At 71.4% G+C, this 14,790-nt stretch carries 12 protein-coding genes; 1 reads left to right on the top strand and 11 read right to left on the bottom strand.

What is annotated here, in order from left to right:
* Nucleotides 1-106 precede the first annotated feature (106 nt).
* The 10 genes from H9X80_RS07140 to H9X80_RS07095 form a co-directional block, all read right to left on the bottom strand.
* Nucleotides 107-943 (bottom strand): SigB/SigF/SigG family RNA polymerase sigma factor, encoded by an 837-nt coding sequence (locus H9X80_RS07140; protein ID WP_204793658.1) that lies wholly within the window; start codon nt 941-943, stop codon nt 107-109.
* Nucleotides 933-1,298, bottom strand: a complete 366-nt coding sequence (locus H9X80_RS07135; protein ID WP_204793657.1) for an ATP-binding protein — start codon at nt 1,296-1,298, stop codon at nt 933-935. Before H9X80_RS07135 ends, H9X80_RS07140 begins: the two co-directional genes overlap by 11 nt.
* Before the next feature lie 8 nt (nt 1,299-1,306).
* Nucleotides 1,307-1,885, bottom strand: a complete 579-nt coding sequence (locus H9X80_RS07130; RefSeq protein WP_204793656.1) for a hypothetical protein — start codon at nt 1,883-1,885, stop codon at nt 1,307-1,309.
* A gap of 54 nt (nt 1,886-1,939) precedes the next feature.
* On the bottom strand, nt 1,940-3,475 hold the full coding sequence (locus H9X80_RS07125) for a replication-associated recombination protein A (protein ID WP_239471778.1): 1,536 nt from the start codon (nt 3,473-3,475) through the stop codon (nt 1,940-1,942).
* 291 nt (nt 3,476-3,766) lie between these two features.
* Nucleotides 3,767-5,020, bottom strand: coding sequence for a deoxyguanosinetriphosphate triphosphohydrolase family protein (locus tag H9X80_RS07120; RefSeq protein WP_204793655.1), 1,254 nt, complete (start codon nt 5,018-5,020; stop codon nt 3,767-3,769).
* Between the two features lie 15 nt (nt 5,021-5,035).
* Nucleotides 5,036-6,418, bottom strand: a complete 1,383-nt coding sequence (locus H9X80_RS07115; protein ID WP_204793654.1) for a hypothetical protein — start codon at nt 6,416-6,418, stop codon at nt 5,036-5,038.
* A gap of 515 nt (nt 6,419-6,933) precedes the next feature.
* Complete coding sequence (locus tag H9X80_RS07110) at nt 6,934-8,760, bottom strand: GNAT family N-acetyltransferase (RefSeq protein WP_204793653.1); 1,827 nt, start codon at nt 8,758-8,760, stop codon at nt 6,934-6,936.
* A gap of 143 nt (nt 8,761-8,903) precedes the next feature.
* Nucleotides 8,904-9,677 carry a metallophosphoesterase family protein gene (locus tag H9X80_RS07105; RefSeq protein WP_204793652.1) on the bottom strand — a complete coding sequence of 258 codons (774 nt, stop codon included), beginning with the start codon at nt 9,675-9,677 and terminating at the stop codon, nt 8,904-8,906.
* Nucleotides 9,678-9,818: 141 nt separating this feature from the next.
* Nucleotides 9,819-10,508: a very short patch repair endonuclease gene (locus H9X80_RS07100; protein ID WP_342590889.1), complete on the bottom strand. Its 690-nt coding sequence runs from the start codon at nt 10,506-10,508 to the stop codon at nt 9,819-9,821.
* Entirely contained in the window at nt 10,502-11,470 is a 969-nt protein-coding gene (locus tag H9X80_RS07095; protein WP_204793651.1) for a hypothetical protein, read from the bottom strand. The genes H9X80_RS07100 and H9X80_RS07095 overlap by 7 nt, the downstream gene beginning before the upstream one ends.
* Before the next feature lie 293 nt (nt 11,471-11,763).
* Here H9X80_RS07095 and H9X80_RS07090 point away from each other — a divergent pair, with 293 nt between their 5' ends.
* Entirely contained in the window at nt 11,764-12,993 is a 1,230-nt protein-coding gene (locus H9X80_RS07090) for an MFS transporter (protein WP_204793650.1), read from the top strand.
* A 421-nt stretch (nt 12,994-13,414) separates the two neighbouring features.
* Here the strand turns inward: H9X80_RS07090 and H9X80_RS07085 are convergent, their stop codons facing one another.
* The gene (locus H9X80_RS07085) at nt 13,415-14,521 is read right to left on the bottom strand and encodes a type IV toxin-antitoxin system AbiEi family antitoxin domain-containing protein (protein WP_204793649.1); all 1,107 of its coding nucleotides are present in this window, start codon (nt 14,519-14,521) and stop codon (nt 13,415-13,417) included.
* Nucleotides 14,522-14,790 lie beyond the last annotated feature (269 nt).

Raw genomic sequence — 14,790 nt, 5'->3', positions numbered from 1 at the left:
GTGCGAGCGCCCAGGTTTGGCTTCGGGTGCGGGCTCCCAGGCGCAGCCCCGGGCGCGGGCGCTCAGGCTCAGCTCAGGCAGCGCGCCCGGCCCCCGGGGCCTCCCGTCACGAGTGCATGAGCCCCTCGGGGTCGATCTTGTCCTGGATGCGGCGCAGGGTGCGGCGGAGCAGGCGGGACACCTGCACCTGCGAGACGCCGAGGCGCTCGGCGATCTCCACCTGCGTGAGGCCGTCGACGAAGCGCATGCGGATCACGTCCTGCTCGCGCGGGGAGAAGTCCTCGATGGCGTCCTCCAAGATCATGCGGTCGTCAGAGGCGGCGAGGTCGGCGTCCTCGGTGGCGTAATGGTCGATCACCGAGGGGGCCTCCTCGTCGTCCCCCGAGCCGCCGCCCTCGAGCGGCACCGAGCTGTAGGCGCTCGAGGACTCCATGGCCTCGAGAACCTCGTCGACCGAGACGCCCAGGCGCTCGGCGATCTCCTCGACGGAGGGGCTGCGCTGGAGCTGCGTGGTGAGATCGTCGGCGGCCTGCGTGACCTTGGAGGAGAGCTCCTGGAGGCGGCGCGGCACGCGCACCGACCAGCCCTTGTCGCGGAAGTGGCGCTTGATCTCGCCCATGATGGTGGGCGTGGCGTAGGTGGTGAACTCCAGCCCGCGGTCCGGGTCGAAGCGGTCGATGGCCTTGATGAGGCCGATCGTGCCCACCTGGACGAGGTCGTCGAGCGACTCGCCGCGGTTCTTGAACTTGGAGGCAAGGAAGCGCACGAGGTTGAGGTGGCTCACGATGAGCTGCTCGCGCGCCTGGGCGTCGCCCTTCTCCTTGTAGAGGCGGAAGAGCTCGCGCGTGCGCTCCTTGTCCCAGGCCGCCCTGCCGCTCCGGGGCCTGCGGACGGTCCGCTCGGAGGCACGCTCGGCGACGTCGATGTCTTCCCTACTCGTCATGGGCGCCGTCCGCTCGCTTGACCAGGCGCAGGGTGCCGTCGTCGAGGACGGAGAACTCGTCGCACACCGCGGCGAGAAGAACGTGGGTGAGCTCGATGGACTCCCCCTGGGGCTCGGAGGCGCCGAGCGCAAAGTCCATCGACATGGCGCCCTCGGAGAGCGAGAAGGTCACGCTGACCTCGGAGGGGTCGGTCGCGCAGGTGTAGACGAAGCCCTCCTCCGCAATCATGCGCACGTCCTCGACGTCCTCGACGCTCATGTCGCAGCAGACGGCGAGAGAGGCCGCCGTCATGCGGACGCTGCGGGCGAAGGAGGCCTCGGCGGGGGTGGTCAGCTGCACGTTCTTGGTGTCCATCGTCTCTCCTACTCGGCGTCCTCGGAGGCTGCCGCGGCGGCGACCTCCCCGTAGTCAACGTAGCGCGTCGGCGCCTGAGGCTCCTCGCGCTCGGGCGCGGGCGCGTGGGCCTCGTCGGCAGCGGCGGCCGCGGCGCGCTCCTCGATGGCGCGCTCGGACGAGGCGTCGAGACGGGCCGCGTGCTCGGCGCCCGCCTGGCCGCGCAGGCGTGAGACAACGCTCGCGACGCCCGATGCGGCGCTCTCCGCCACGCGATTCACGGCGCCGGTGACCGTGGAGGCGGTGCCGGAGACCGAGGAGACGTCCTCGAGGATGCCGTTCAGGCGCTCGAGCGAGACGTTGGCCGCGTCGACGGCGCTCTCGGTCTTCTCGAGCAGCGGCGCGACCTGCTTGACGGCGGGCTCGAGCTCGTCGACCATGCCGTCGAGCTTGGCCACGACGGGCTGCGCCTGCTCGATGACCTCGGTGGCCGAGGAGGTGAGGCGCTCGACGTCGCGGCGGGCGGCGCGCATGGTGAGCGCGACCTCCACGACGGCCCAGACGCCCGCGACGACAAGCACGATCAGAGCGATTTGCAGGTAATCCATGGTCCCTCCTCAGAGCGGCCCGCCGCGGCGGGCGCCTGTCCCTGAACCCCCATTCTACCCAACCGGGGCGGGGTCGTTTCCGTTCGTGGGCCCGGCCGCCGCGGGGTTCTCCGGGGCAGACGCCGGATCCTTCGGGGAGGCCGGGACCGTCTTTCCGGCCGCCGGGTCCTTCTCGCCTGTTCCGCGGCCCTTCTCGCCAACCGCGCGGCCCTTCTCGCCTGACGGGCGCCCTCCCCCGGCGGCGCTCCCCCGCCCCGCCGCGGCACCGAGGGCGTCGGCGACGTCGCGGCCGATGGCCTCCTGGCGCCAGGCCTCCCAGCCGCGCGGGCTCGGGTGGTAGAAGCAGCCGCGCTCGAGGCCCTCGGGCAGGTAGCGCTGCTCTACCCAGCCGCCCGGGTAGTTGTGCGGGTAGAGGTAGGGGCCGTACTCGTCCGAGCCGGGGCGGTGGCGGTCGCGCAGGTAGCTCGGCACCTCGCGGCGCGGGCCGCGGCGCACCTCCTCCAGGGCCGCGTCGATACCGGCCTCGGCGGCGTTCGACTTGGGCGCCAGCGCCACGTAGGTGGCGGCCTGGGCCAGGTTGATGCGGCACTCCGGCATGCCGATGACCTCGGTGGCATAGAAGGCCGCGTGCGCCACGAGCAGGGCCTGAGGGTCGGCGTTGCCCACGTCCTCGGAGGCGCAGATCATAATGCGGCGGGCGATGAACTTGGGGTCCTCGCCGGAGTCGAGCATGCGGGCGAGCCAGTAGAGCACGGCGTCGGGGTCTGAGCCGCGCATGGACTTGATGAAGGCGGAGATCACGTCGTAGTGCATGTCCCCGGCCTTGTCGTAGGTGAGGCCGCGACGCGGGTTGGCCTCTATGACGTGCTCCGGGAGGATCTTCGCCGGGGCGCCCTCGGGCGCGTCCGGGTCGGGGTCGACCATCTGGCTCGCGAGCTCAAGGGAGGTGAGCGCCGCGCGACCGTCGCCGCCCGCCAGGGTCACGATCTCGTCGGCCGCCTTGGGCGTGAGCTCGAAGGCGCCGGCCAGCCCCTCCGGCGAGGCGACGGCGCGCGTGATGAGCTCGCGGATCGAGTCGTCGTCCAGGGGCTGGAGCTCCACCACGCGGCTGCGGGAGATGAGCGCGGAATTGACCTCGAAGTAGGGGTTCTCCGTGGTGGCGCCCACGAGCACCACCGTGCGGTCCTCCACCGCGTGCAGCAGGGCGTCCTGCTGGCTGCGGTTAAATCGGTGGATCTCGTCCACAAAGAGGATCGTCCGACGCCCGAAGGAGATGAGGCGGCTCTCTGCGGCGTCGATCTCCCGGCGGAGGTCCTTGACGGTGCCCGTGACGGCGGAGACCTCGACGAACTCGGCGTGCGTGGTGTTGGCGATGATGCGCGCGAGCGTGGTCTTGCCGGTGCCGGCCGGCCCGTAGAGGATGACCGACGAGAGCGTGTCGTGCTCGATCGCGCGCCTGAGCCAGGAGCCGGGGCCCACGGCCTTGGCCTGGCCGACGAAGCCCTCCAGCGTGGTGGGCCGCATGCGCACCGCGAGCGGGGCGTTCTGGTTTCTGCGCGCGGTCTCGACGCGCGTGAACAAGGTATCCATGGGAACGATTGTACGCTATCGCGCGTGCGCTGCGGCGGGAGGTTCTTCTCGCCGGGCGCGGGACCCGTCGAGCTTCTGCCACGGGGTTCTTCTCGCCAGGCACAGGCGGGCCGCACTGTTTTCGGACGGTCTGGGACCCGATTTCGTCCGGAGACGGTGCGCGACCGGAGGGCCGCACCGTTATCGGACGGTCTGCCGCCGGATTCCGACCGGAAACGGTACCCAACCAGCAAGCCAGCCGGCCGGCACAGCTCACCGCCCGGCGAGAAGAACCTCCCGCCGATCCCAGCCTTACGCCCGCACGCCCTCCGGGAAGTAGCCGCGCCGCGGGAACAGCCGCGCCGCGCCCGGGAAGGCGGCCTCGCAGGTGGCCACGAAGTAGTCGTCGGTCATCGAGGAGATGAAGTCCACCACGGTCTGGTCCGGGTCGCTCTCCCAGTCGTAGCCCCGCCCATAGAAGGCGAGCCGCCGCTCCAGCGGGCGCACGTGGTGGGCGAAGATCGCCGCGGACTCGTCGCCTGCGGCCAGCGCCGCCAGCTCGTGCTCGTAGAGCGCCGAGAAGAGCTCGCGCACGTCGGCGGAGAAGTCGCCGTTGACCTCGCCGGCGCCGTAGATCTTCTCGTAGTTCTCGCGCTTGGCGCGCCTGAGCTCGGCAAAGCCCTCCTCGCTCATCTCGATGCGGTCGCGCCCCACGCTCGCCTCCACCACATCGGCCGTGAAGGCGGAGAGCGCCCAGGCGTTGTAGGCGCCGCCGAGGCCGTCGTCGAAGGAGTCCTCGGTGCAGAGCCCGGCGCAGATGGCGTCCTGACGGTCCTTGCCCACGTAGGCGATGATGTCGGAGACGCGCACCACGCAGCCCTCGAGCGTCATCGGGCGCAGGTGGGAGATCGCGGCGTTGCCCTGCTCCCAGCAGGAGGCGACCACGCGCTCGAAGGTGCCGAACTCGGCCAGGCCGCTCGTCTCGAAGACCTGCTGCTCGAACTCGCCGTTGTGGCAGAGCGCGCCGTCAAGGGTCTGCAGGCTGACGTTGCGGCCGGAGAGCGTGTCGAGCACGCGGGCGCTCTGCACGTTGTGGAAGAACCAGCGGCCCGTACGCTCGTGGAAGACGTCGTTTAAGAAGCGCTCGCCGGCGTGGCCGAAGGGCGTGTGGCCGAGGTCGTGGCCGAGCGCTATGGCCTCGATGAGGTCCAGGTTGAGACCGAGGGCGCGCCCGATGTCGCGCGCCACCCGCGCCACGAGCTGCACGTGCAGCCCGCGCCGGGAGAGGTCGTCGTTGGCACGGAAGGAGAAGACCTGCGTCTTGCCCGCCAGGCGGTTGTAGGCCGGCAGGTGGACGATCTTCTCGGCGTCGCGCACGAAGGCCGGGCGCAGCGTGGTGTCACGGTCGCGGTCGCACGGGTCGCGACGGATGGCCGCGGCGTCGTGGCAGGCAAACGGCGCGAGCCTGCCCGAGCACGCCCGCTCGGCCACCAGGCCCGCCGCGCGCTCGGAGAGGCGCCCGGTGAGCCCCGGCGCCAGCGCGTTGACCCTCTCGCCCTCGGCCATGCGCCCCTCGCCCGCCTAGTCGCTCACGACGAGGCAGCCCATGTCCAGACGGTGGCCCCAGCTGCCCATGACGCTCTCGTAGCCGCAGCGCGCGTAGATGCCGCTGAACTTGCCGCGGCACAGGAAGAGGCCCAGCAGGTTGTTGACCTCGACGGGCTCGGCGGGGTTGGCGCCCTTGGCCTCGGCGCCGCCCACGACCACCTCGGAGCGGTAGGCGGGCAGGCAGCGCTCGACCACGCCGTGCTCCTCGCTGCAGGCCAGCAGCACGCGCCACCACTCGTCGCGGTCCATGCGGTCAACGCCGGCCACGGCCTCGGAGACGCGGTAGCCGCCGGCCGGGCGCACGAGCCAGTCGTTCTGCTCGGCGAGGTAGCGGGTCACGTCCGCGCCGTGCTCGAGGACGTGGGCCTCGGGGACGTGGGCACGCACGAAGGCGAGCTCCTGCGGGTCGAGGATGGACTCCATGGCCTCGGAGTGGAGCACAGAGAAGATGGCGTTGGTCGCCACCGGCCAGGCGCGGAAGCCGCCGATGATGCAGGCCAGGCCGCGGCGGGCCGCCTCGATGAGGGCGTCGGAGCCCTCGCAGCGCTTGTCGAGCATCTCGGCGAGCGGGGCACGGCGGTAGACGCAGGTGATCGGGCCCACGCCGTCCACGAGGCGACGCACGCCGCCGGCCTCCTCGATGCGCAGGTCGCGGATGTTGACGAAGCGCGCGAAGACGCCCTCGTCGGAGAGGCGCTCGATGAGGTCGGCGAACTCGCCGGCGTTGCTCGACTCCGGGAAGTCCACGATGCCCACGACCGGGCGCTCGGGGTGGTGGGTGCCGGCGTCGGCGTTGGCCCAGGAGGCGTAGGTCTCGCGCAGGTCGCGGACGACCTCGCCGGTGATGTCGAAGGTCTCGATGCCGTGGTGGCGCTCGGCGAAGCGACGGTAGGCCTCGGTGAGCTGCACGGCACGCGTCACGTCCACGGCGGCGGTCATGCCGGCCGTGGTGGTGGCGACGCCCGCAAAGGTGAAGTCGCCGGTCTGCTGGTCAAAGAGCACGTCGAAGCGGGCAAACGGGATGAGCTGCTCGTAGCCGGTCGGCATGAGGGCGAGCTCCTCCTGGTCGGCCGGGAGGCCGAAGAGGGCGCGCAGGTCGGCGTCCTTCAGGTAGCGCTCGGTCACCTTCTCAACGATGCGGCCCATCGTCTCGGCGGCGTCCTTCAAGATCTCAACCTCGGCGGTGCCGAACACCTTGGGCGTGAGGGCCCAGGTCGACGAGCCGTCGCGGTTGGCCACCGGGTGCGCGGCGGAGAGGTACGCGTCCCCGCGGGCCTTGCCCTCGGCGTCGCCCCCCAGCTCCACCGCGATGTTGCAGAACTCCTCCTCGAGGACGCGCCCACGCAGGTTGCCCATGCTCTAGCTCCCGTTCTCAAAAGTCTCTTGAAGCCGCCTACGCATCGGCGAGCGGCCGCTTCTGTTCGTTGTGCGGTGGAATTGTACGTGTTACCAGCAGATTGCGCAAAAGGAGGTCACTTTGGGAGGCCCGATTGTGAACCTTCAATGAAGTTAGTCTGATTCTCCGGCGAGAAGTACGCGCGATGTGCATGGGCTCGTGGAGGGCGGCGGGACCGACGGACGGCCGGCGCGCACGGAGGGTACGTACACCCCGGCCGCGGCCCCCGGCAGGGTACGTACACCCCGGCCGCGGCCCCCGGCAGGGTACGTACACCCCCCCAGCGTTCTTCTCGCCGGGCTGCCCGACGTTTCCGCAGGTAGTTGAGGTGGCGAGAAGAACGTCAACGCTGCAATAGTGTACGTACCCTCAGGCGGATGCGCCGAGGGGTGTACGTACCCTCAGGCGGATGCGCGGAGGGGTGTACGTACCCTCGGACGGGGCGCGGGAGGCACCCGGCGGAAACCCGCCTCCCCTACGCCACGACCCAGAAGCGTTCGGCCGGTCGCACCTCGAAGCCCGTCGAGCGCAGGAGCGCAAGCGACGCCTTGTTGTCCGGCCAGACCTCGGCCCACGGCCGCCAGCCACGCCCGAGCTCGCGGGCGACCTGCGCCGCGACGAGCGCGGCCCCCCACCCCGCGCGCCGGTGGTCCTCGAGCACCTCGAGCGCACCGAGCGCGCCCTCGGGGTTCTCGCCGACAAAGCCCACGAGCCGCCCCTGCTCAAAGCCGCCGAGAAACGCTCCCTCGACGAGCGCCGCCTCCAGCTGGCCGGGCGCCAGGTACTCCGCGTGCGAGTAGTTGGTGCGGATGGCCCCCTCGTAGGCGGGCGTGAGCGTGCGCAGGTCGCGCGCGGAGCCCCGCGGCGCGCTCACCTCCGCCCCCTCTCCCCACACGGCCACGTGGCAGGCCTTGGGCCTGCCGCCCGTGGCGCGCCCCACCTCGCGCGCGAGAGAGCGCTCCCCGCAGACGAGGGCCACGGAGCCGCCCGGCCCAAAGCAGGTGAGCGCGCGCCGCACCAGGCGCCGGCTCGTCCCCCAGACCATCCGCGCGCCGTCCGAGAGCGCCACCAGCACCGCGCTCTTCTCGGCAAGGAGCACCTCGCCGAGGCCGCGGCGCAGGCACTCGGCTAGCGGGAAGGCGTCCTTCCCGGCCGCCTCGACAAGCCCGAGCGCGCGCTCGCGGCGCACCTCCGGGGCGTCGCGCGTGACGTCCGCCACAAAGCCGAGCCGCTCGGCCATCATGCGCTGGCCCTCCGGGTCCGGGTGGTCGGAGCCGTCGGCAAGGAGCTCCGGCAGGCGCCCCTCGTCGAGCAGCGCGCGGGCGTCCACGACGCGCATCTGCGGGTGCGCGGCGGCCGCGGAGGCGATCATCGCGTCGACGTCCCCAGCGCAGCTCCTCGGGTGCGTGGGATAGAGCTCCTCGAGCCGGCAGGGGCTCGTGAGGACCCAGGTGGGCGCCTCGGGGAAGGCCTCGGCCACCTCGTAGAGGTAGGTGCGGACCTCGCGCTCCACACGCGACGCCTGGCACGGCTCGAAGCGGTAGTTCTCGCCGAACTCCACGACCACCGCCGCGACCTCGCCCGCCGCCTGCGCGAGCCCCGCAAGGGAGCCGGGCTGGAAGACCTGCGCGCCCACGCCCTGGTTGAGCAGGTCGAGGCCCAGGTGGTCGGCAAGCAGCGCCGGCCAGGTCCGCGCGGGGTCGCACGCCACGAAGCCCTGGGCGATCGAGTCGCCCAGCACCACGAGCCGCTCGCGCGCGGGCACCGGCGTGAGGTAGGTGCCGTCGGCGCGCACGTCGCGCACCGCGCAGGTGGTCAGGCACGGCAGCCACACGCGCACGCGGTGCGGCTCGCCCATCCCCGCGAGCGGCAGGCGCTGCAGGCCGGGCTCGGGGGCAGCGGCCGGGTCGTCCAGGACGAGCTCCAGGAGGCCGTCCGGGCCCGGGACCATGAGGGGGAGGTGGCGGCCGTCCACGTCCGCGGAGACGCCGTCGAAGGGGGCCGCGGGCGCGTGGTCGTGGCCGGCGACGTCGTCAAGGACGCCGCGGGTGGGGCGCGGGAACTCGTCCATGCGCACCTCGAGCTCCACGCGCGTGGCGTCGGTGTCAAACTCCAGCGTCACGCCGGCCGTGCAGGCCGCCATCTGCTTGAACACGCCCGGGTGCCAGGCGCGCACGCTGCCGAGGGCGCGCAGCTGCGCCGGCGTGAAGCGCACCGGACGGACCCAGCCGTCCTTCTCGGCAACGCTGTCGAGGGCGCCGTGCAGCAGGTCTGCCGCGCGGACGGTGAGTGAGAGGGTCATGGATTGCCACCTTGCCTGCGTCTGAACTTCGTTTCTGGCGAGCCCATTGTCGCACAAGGGGCCGCGTGCCGCCCGCATGTCGGCAGGGCAGGGGCACCTCGGCCCCAAGGCGTCACCGCGGCGAGAAGGACCTGCGAGGCAGGCTACTCCCCCTCGCGGACCGGTTCGTAGAACTCCTCGCCGTCGTCCAGGCGCAGCACGAGCACCTGCCCCAGACCCGCGCCGCCAGCCGCGCAGCAGTCCACGTCCCAGCGGTCGGGCCCCACGCGCACCATGCGGGCGAGGCCGTCCTCGCCGATGGCGGGGCGGTCGAGGCTGTCCGCCATGCGCTCGAGGTAGGGCGTCGGCGTGTGACCGGCCACCACGACGGGCCCGGAGCCGTCCTCGCTGGAAAGTCCCGCCGGGGCGCCCCAGAAGTCCTCGCGGATCCAGGAGAGGTCCTCCTGGTCCTGGGCGGAGAGGTAGGCGGCGGCGGTCTCGTCGTCCCAGGCGGCGGGCACGGGCGCGGTGAGCCGCACGCCGGCGTGGACGAGCAGGTAGCGACGCTCCCCCACCACCGTCTGGGCCCAGCGCGGAAGGCCGCGCACCCAGTCCACGAGCTCGTTGGCCTCGTCGGGGCCCAGCTCCGCCAGGCCGCCCGAGGTCGCCGCCCCGCCGTTGATGGCCCAGTTCATGGCCGCGATCATGTCGTCGGGCGAGGAGAGGCACGAGACCATGAGGTCCTCGTGGTTGCCCATCAGGACGGTGGCGCCCGGGAGCGCCCGCACCACGCGCAGCACGCCCACCGGGTCGGGCCCGCGGTCGATCATGTCCCCCAGGCAGAAGAAGCGATCGTCTGAGGTGGGGGACAGGCGGTCGAGGACGCGCTCGAGGGTGGCCCGGTGGCCGTGCACGTCTGAGAAGACGTAGGTGGACATGTCGGGACCCTCCCTCACGACGCGGCGCCGTATCTGGACGCCTTCAGCCTAGCACCCCGGCCCCAGCAGGGACGAGCACGCTCTGGCGAGCGGTCGGAGGCGGGGTCGGAGCGCCGCTCACCGGGCGCAGCAGACCGTCTGCTACCTGCGACGGGCCCGCAGGCGGGCGCGGGCGGCGCGCAGCCGCCACGCGGGCGCCGAGCCGATCTCGATCACGTGCGGGGTCAGCGGGGCCTCCCCCGCCGCGCGCACGACCTCCACGAGCCGCGCGACCGTCCGCTCGATGCGCTGCCGGCGCAGCTGGCACTCCCAGACCACCACGACGGTCCAGCCCATCCCCACGAGCTCGGCGCAGTCGCGCGCGTCGCGCTCGCGGTTGCGGGCGAACTTGGCCTGCCAGAACGCCGAGTGGGTCTTCGGGCGGCTCGGCGAGCAGTGCGGGCAGCGGTGCCAGAAGCACCCGTGGACGAAGATCGCGAGCCGTCTGCCGGGAAAGCAGACGTCGGGTTTGCCAGGCGCCTTCTTCCAGTGCAGGCGGTAGCCCGTGAGGCCGGCCGCGCGCAGGGCGGCGCGGACCGTGAGCTCGGGCGAGGTGTCCTTGCTGCGGTTGGCCTGCATGACGTGGCGCGTGGCCTCAGAGCTCGCCGCGGGCGCGGGCGGGACGCGGCGAGCGCGGACCCGCGGCCGGGAGACGGGCTCGGGCGACGCGTCCTTCTCGCCGGGTGCGGCGTCCTTCCCGGCGTCCTTCTCGCCGGGCGAGGCCTCCTTCTCGGCGTCCTTCTCGCCGGGCGTCGCGTCCCCTTTGCCGGGAGCGCCGCCGGGAGCTACCACGCAACCTTCTCGCCGGGCTCCGTCGGCCTGCCCTCGAAGTTGAGGTCGTGCGTGAGCTCGCGCGCGGCGGCAAGGTCGAACTCCTCGGAGAGCAGCAGCTCGTCCAGGGCGGGCAGTGCGCGGGAGCGGGCGCCCTCGAAGAGGTCCCAGAAGCCCATGGTGTCGACCGCGCCGGTGAAGGGGTTTTCCCACGGGCGGTGGTCGCGGTTGTCAAAGACCGAGGTCTCCTCGGCCCGCGCACGGTGTGACATCGCGTTGACCAGCGAGAAGGGCGAGCGCGTCACGAGGCGCTCCACCGTGCCCAGGGCCGCCCGCTTCCTGCCCGACGGGGAGTCGAAGACGCGCTGGACCAGGCGGAACTCGTGGACCGCCGTGGAGAAGGTCCGCGGGTCGATGGGGCGCCCGAACACCCAGAGCGCCACGTAGAAGTAGAGCTTGTCGATCGCGGCGAGCGTGGCGCGCGAGGCGATCAGCACGCGCTCGTGCGGGCGCCACTGCCGGACGGTCTTGCCGGTGAACGTGTAGAGCACCATCTCGTCGAGGTCGCGCTCGACCTCCGCGTGGACCTTGGAGGCGGCCTCCTCGTCCAGGCCCGGGACGCCGGCCGTGGTGAGGCCGCTCTGCCAGAAGTAGACGAAGGGGTGCATCGTCGAGTCGAGCAGCCAGTGGCAGGCAAACCCGGCCACGTAGGCGCGCGCCACCTGGCGCTCGTGCCCCTCGAGACGCGCAGCGGCCTCGCGCATGGCCAGCAGCAGCTCGGCGGGGCTGCCGTCGTGCATGGCGTCCCCGAGCGGCGACCACTTGTGCATCAGCGGGTCCACGACCAGGTAGAAGAGGGGGTCGGGCCCCTGGTTGCCCAGGAGGAAGGCGTCGCGCTCGGCCGTCGAGCGCAGGCCGAGCAGGTCGCGGGCGTCCTCGGCGAGGCCGCGGCCGAAGAAGTCGTGCGTGATGATGGCGGGCATGGCATGGCCTTTCGACGGGTGTGGGCGCAGCGGCCGTCTGCGGCGTGCGGCGCCGCCTTCGATTATGCCGCATCCGCGTGCGGGTGGCGCCCGGCGAGAAGGACGGGCGGGCCGCGGGCGGGCGACGCGGGGCACGAGGCGGCCGCTCAGGGCCGCGCCGCCGCTCTTCTCGCCGGGCGCTACCGCTCTTCTCGCCGGACGCCGGCCGGGGACATTTACGCAGTTCTTACGCCTTCCGGTCAGACATTTGCCTACCATGGGAGTGTTGTGCAGACTCACCGGAGGGGAGCCACATGGCCAACCAGAAGATGACCCGCGCCGAGAAGAGCTGGATCGCCTACGACGTGGGCAACTCCGCGCTCGTGCTGCTTGCCACGAGCGTCATCCCCATCTACTTCTCCTCGCTTGCGCCCGAGGGCGGCGTCGTGGTGGCGTGGAGCTACGCCGAGACCGTGGCGTCGCTGATCATCGCGCTGCTCATGCCGGTTTTGGGCTCCATCGCGGACATGCAGGGCATGAAGAAGCGCTTCATCGTGGGGTGCGTGGGCACCGGCGTGGTGGCCACGGTGGCGCTCGGCTTTGTCACCACGGCGCTCGCGTTCCTCGTGATCTACGTGGTGTCGTCGGTGGCGCTCAACTCGTCGATGGTCTTCTACGACGCGCTCCTGGTGGACACCACCACCGACGAGCGCATGGACGAGATCTCCTCCCAGGGCTACGCCTGGGGCTACCTGGGCAGCTGCGTGCCGTTCATCGCCTGCCTCGGCGTGGTGCTCGGCTACGAGGCGCTCGGGATCACGCTGCAGACGGCCATGCAGATCGCCTTTGTGATCACGGGCGCGTGGTGGGCGCTCTTCACGATTCCGCTGCTCAGGAACGTGCGTCAGGTGCACTTCAAGCCGCGCGAGCCGCGCGCCGTCTCCCGCGCGGTGCGGGGCCTTGCCGGGACGCTGCGCGAGATCTGGGCCAACCGGGCGATCCGCTACTACATGATCGCGTACTTCTTCTACATCGACGGCGTGCACACGATCATCAAGCTCTCGACGAGCTACGGCACCGACCTCGGCATCGACTCCACGCAGCTGGTGCTGGCGCTTCTGGTGACGCAGATCGTGGCGTTTCCGAGCGCGATCGCCTACGGGCGGCTGTCCAGCCGCTTCGGCACGCGGCGGATGCTGCTGATCGCCATCGCGGCGTACTTCGGCATCACGCTCTTTGCGGCGTTCTTCCTGCGCTCGGCCACCGAGTTCTGGTTCCTGGCAATCCTGGTGGGCATGTTCCAGGGAGGCATCCAGGCGCTCAGCCGCAGCGAGTTCGGCAAGCTCTGCCCGAAGGAGCGCGCCAACGAGTACTTCGGCTTCTTCGACATCTTCGGCAAGTACGCAGCGGTGCTCGGGACGTTCCTGGTGGGCACGTTCACCGCGCTCACCGGCAACTCCAGCGTGGGCGTCCTCTCGATCTCGGTGCTCTTCGTGGTGGGCTTCTGCGTGATGCTGCGCGTGCCCGCCGGCGAGCGCGCGTAGCGGGTCACGGGCGGCGGGCTCTTCTCGGCCGCAGGTTCTTCTCGCCGCGGGCGGTGCGGATGGCACGACCGTCCACCTTGGCCGCACCGTTTTCGGACGTTCTTGTCCGCAGAAACGTCCGAAAACGGTACGCATCCCCCTGGCCGCACCGTTTTCGGTCGAACCGCCGAGAAAAACCGTCCGGTAGTGGTGCGTCCCCTCGTAACGCGATAGCCCCCTCGTAACGCGATACGTGGCACCGTTTCCGGACGGTTTTTGGTTCCAGACCGTCCGATGACGGTACGCACCCCCGACGGCGCACTGTTTCCAGACGATTCTCACCCCCCCAACCGTCCGGAAACGGTGCGCCCGCAACGGCGTCCGCCCACCGACGCCTTGTCGACCACCGACGATCCGCCGAGAAGAACCCCGGGCCACGCCCCTAGTTCCCACGGCGACGCAGCACCTCCCAGTCCGGGACCATCGCGGCCCCCTCGGGCAGCGCCAGCTCCGAGCCCCGCAGCGGCACGCCGTACTCGTCGAGCAGCCTCGCAAACTCCGCGGGCCGCTCCGTGACGCCAAAGCGGAAGCGCATCAGCGCGACGTCGTACAGGCTGAAGCGCGACCCGCGGATGTTCTCGTCGGACAGCACCTCGTCGATGCTCCGGCCGCCCATGAGCTCCCGCTCGACGTACTTTCCCCGCCCGTCGAGCTCCCCAAGGACGACGCGCCCGTCCGCGCGCACCCAGCAGAAGTCGGCGCGCCACGGCTGGCCGCCCTCGATGACGCGCGGCACCTCCACCTGCAGCTCGGGTCGCGCGTAGCCAAGCAGCAGCATCCGTCCGCGCGCGACCGACTCCCCGCCGTTCTCGCTTCGTGGGTCGGCCCAGGAGAGCGTCCCCAGAACGCGCCCGGCGTCGCGCGGGCGGCGCGCACCGGCCGACTCCGCATACCCCGCGAGCTCGTCGCGGCCCACGAGGGCGCACCTCAGCGCGGAGTCGACGACGCCGAGCCCCCGCGGGAAGTCCGTCCACCTCAGGCAGTCGAACACCGTCTGCAGCGGCGGGGTTACCCGCAGGCCGCCGACGACCTCGACGCCAGCCACGTCGGTGTCGCCCTCCTCGATGCCGCCAGCCGCCGAGCCCCGGCACGCGCCGAGTACCGGGTGCCGCGTCACGCCTGCGGACCCCGTCCCGCAGTGACCGGGCGTGCGCGCCACGTGCGTGCTCCCGAGCAGCGTCTCGGAGACGTCGAGGCCATAGGCGAGCGCGGCCGTCGGGCCGCAGAACACCCAGCCGGGGTGGCGCGCCTGCAGCCCGCGCGCAAGCCAGAGGGCGCGCTCGGACGGCCCGAGGCCCGACCACGTGTCCGCGTCGGCAAACAGCCCGCGCGCCGGCGAGACGACCGCGCCGTTGGCGACGCGCCGGGAAAGCGCGCGCCGAAGCGCCTCGGCGTCAGGTTCCGCAGGCTCCGTCAGGACAAGGCACGTCCCTGCCTCCTCCGAGCGCTCCAGCAGCCCGGCGATTCTCACGTCAACGACACGACTCATGACAGTCCCCCTTCCCCACCGGGCGGCCCTGCCCGGTGAAGGAGGATTGTCCACAGAATCATGGACCGTGATTGGATAAATTGCTAATCAGTTGTGTTATTGGTGTCATTTCTACACCTGTGAGAAGCGTTTCTGCTGGCAGACGACATGCGCAGTTAACTGTCAATGAGCGTCAGACATCTGACAGATTCGTAAGCGGTCTATTCTTGCCGGGGAACGGCTGGCGAGAAGAACCTGAGGCCACAGATCCGGTTTTGTGGTGGCCCGGG

Origin of the sequence: Olsenella profusa (genome assembly GCF_016900315.1) — a bacterium.
Classification (GTDB): Bacteria; Actinomycetota; Coriobacteriia; order Coriobacteriales; family Atopobiaceae; genus Thermophilibacter; species Thermophilibacter profusus_A.
Note: the sequence above shows the minus strand (reverse complement) of the source record. Positions and strands in the feature narration are given on the sequence as shown.

Excerpts from the sequence above, each read along its gene's own strand:
- H9X80_RS07140 (WP_204793658.1), bottom strand. The coding sequence starts at position 943 with ATGACGAGTAGGGAAGACATCGACGTCGCCGAGCGTGCCTCCGAGCGG.
- H9X80_RS07135 (WP_204793657.1), bottom strand. The coding sequence starts at position 1,298 with ATGGACACCAAGAACGTGCAGCTGACCACCCCCGCCGAGGCCTCCTTC.
- H9X80_RS07130 (WP_204793656.1), bottom strand. The coding sequence starts at position 1,885 with ATGGATTACCTGCAAATCGCTCTGATCGTGCTTGTCGTCGCGGGCGTC.
- H9X80_RS07125 (WP_239471778.1), bottom strand. The coding sequence starts at position 3,475 with ATGGATACCTTGTTCACGCGCGTCGAGACCGCGCGCAGAAACCAGAAC.
- H9X80_RS07120 (WP_204793655.1), bottom strand. The coding sequence starts at position 5,020 with ATGGCCGAGGGCGAGAGGGTCAACGCGCTGGCGCCGGGGCTCACCGGG.
- H9X80_RS07115 (WP_204793654.1), bottom strand. The coding sequence starts at position 6,418 with ATGGGCAACCTGCGTGGGCGCGTCCTCGAGGAGGAGTTCTGCAACATC.
- H9X80_RS07110 (WP_204793653.1), bottom strand. The coding sequence starts at position 8,760 with ATGACCCTCTCACTCACCGTCCGCGCGGCAGACCTGCTGCACGGCGCC.
- H9X80_RS07105 (WP_204793652.1), bottom strand. The coding sequence starts at position 9,677 with ATGTCCACCTACGTCTTCTCAGACGTGCACGGCCACCGGGCCACCCTC.
- H9X80_RS07095 (WP_204793651.1), bottom strand. The coding sequence starts at position 11,470 with ATGCCCGCCATCATCACGCACGACTTCTTCGGCCGCGGCCTCGCCGAG.
- H9X80_RS07090 (WP_204793650.1), top strand. The coding sequence starts at position 11,764 with ATGGCCAACCAGAAGATGACCCGCGCCGAGAAGAGCTGGATCGCCTAC.
- H9X80_RS07085 (WP_204793649.1), bottom strand. The coding sequence starts at position 14,521 with ATGAGTCGTGTCGTTGACGTGAGAATCGCCGGGCTGCTGGAGCGCTCG.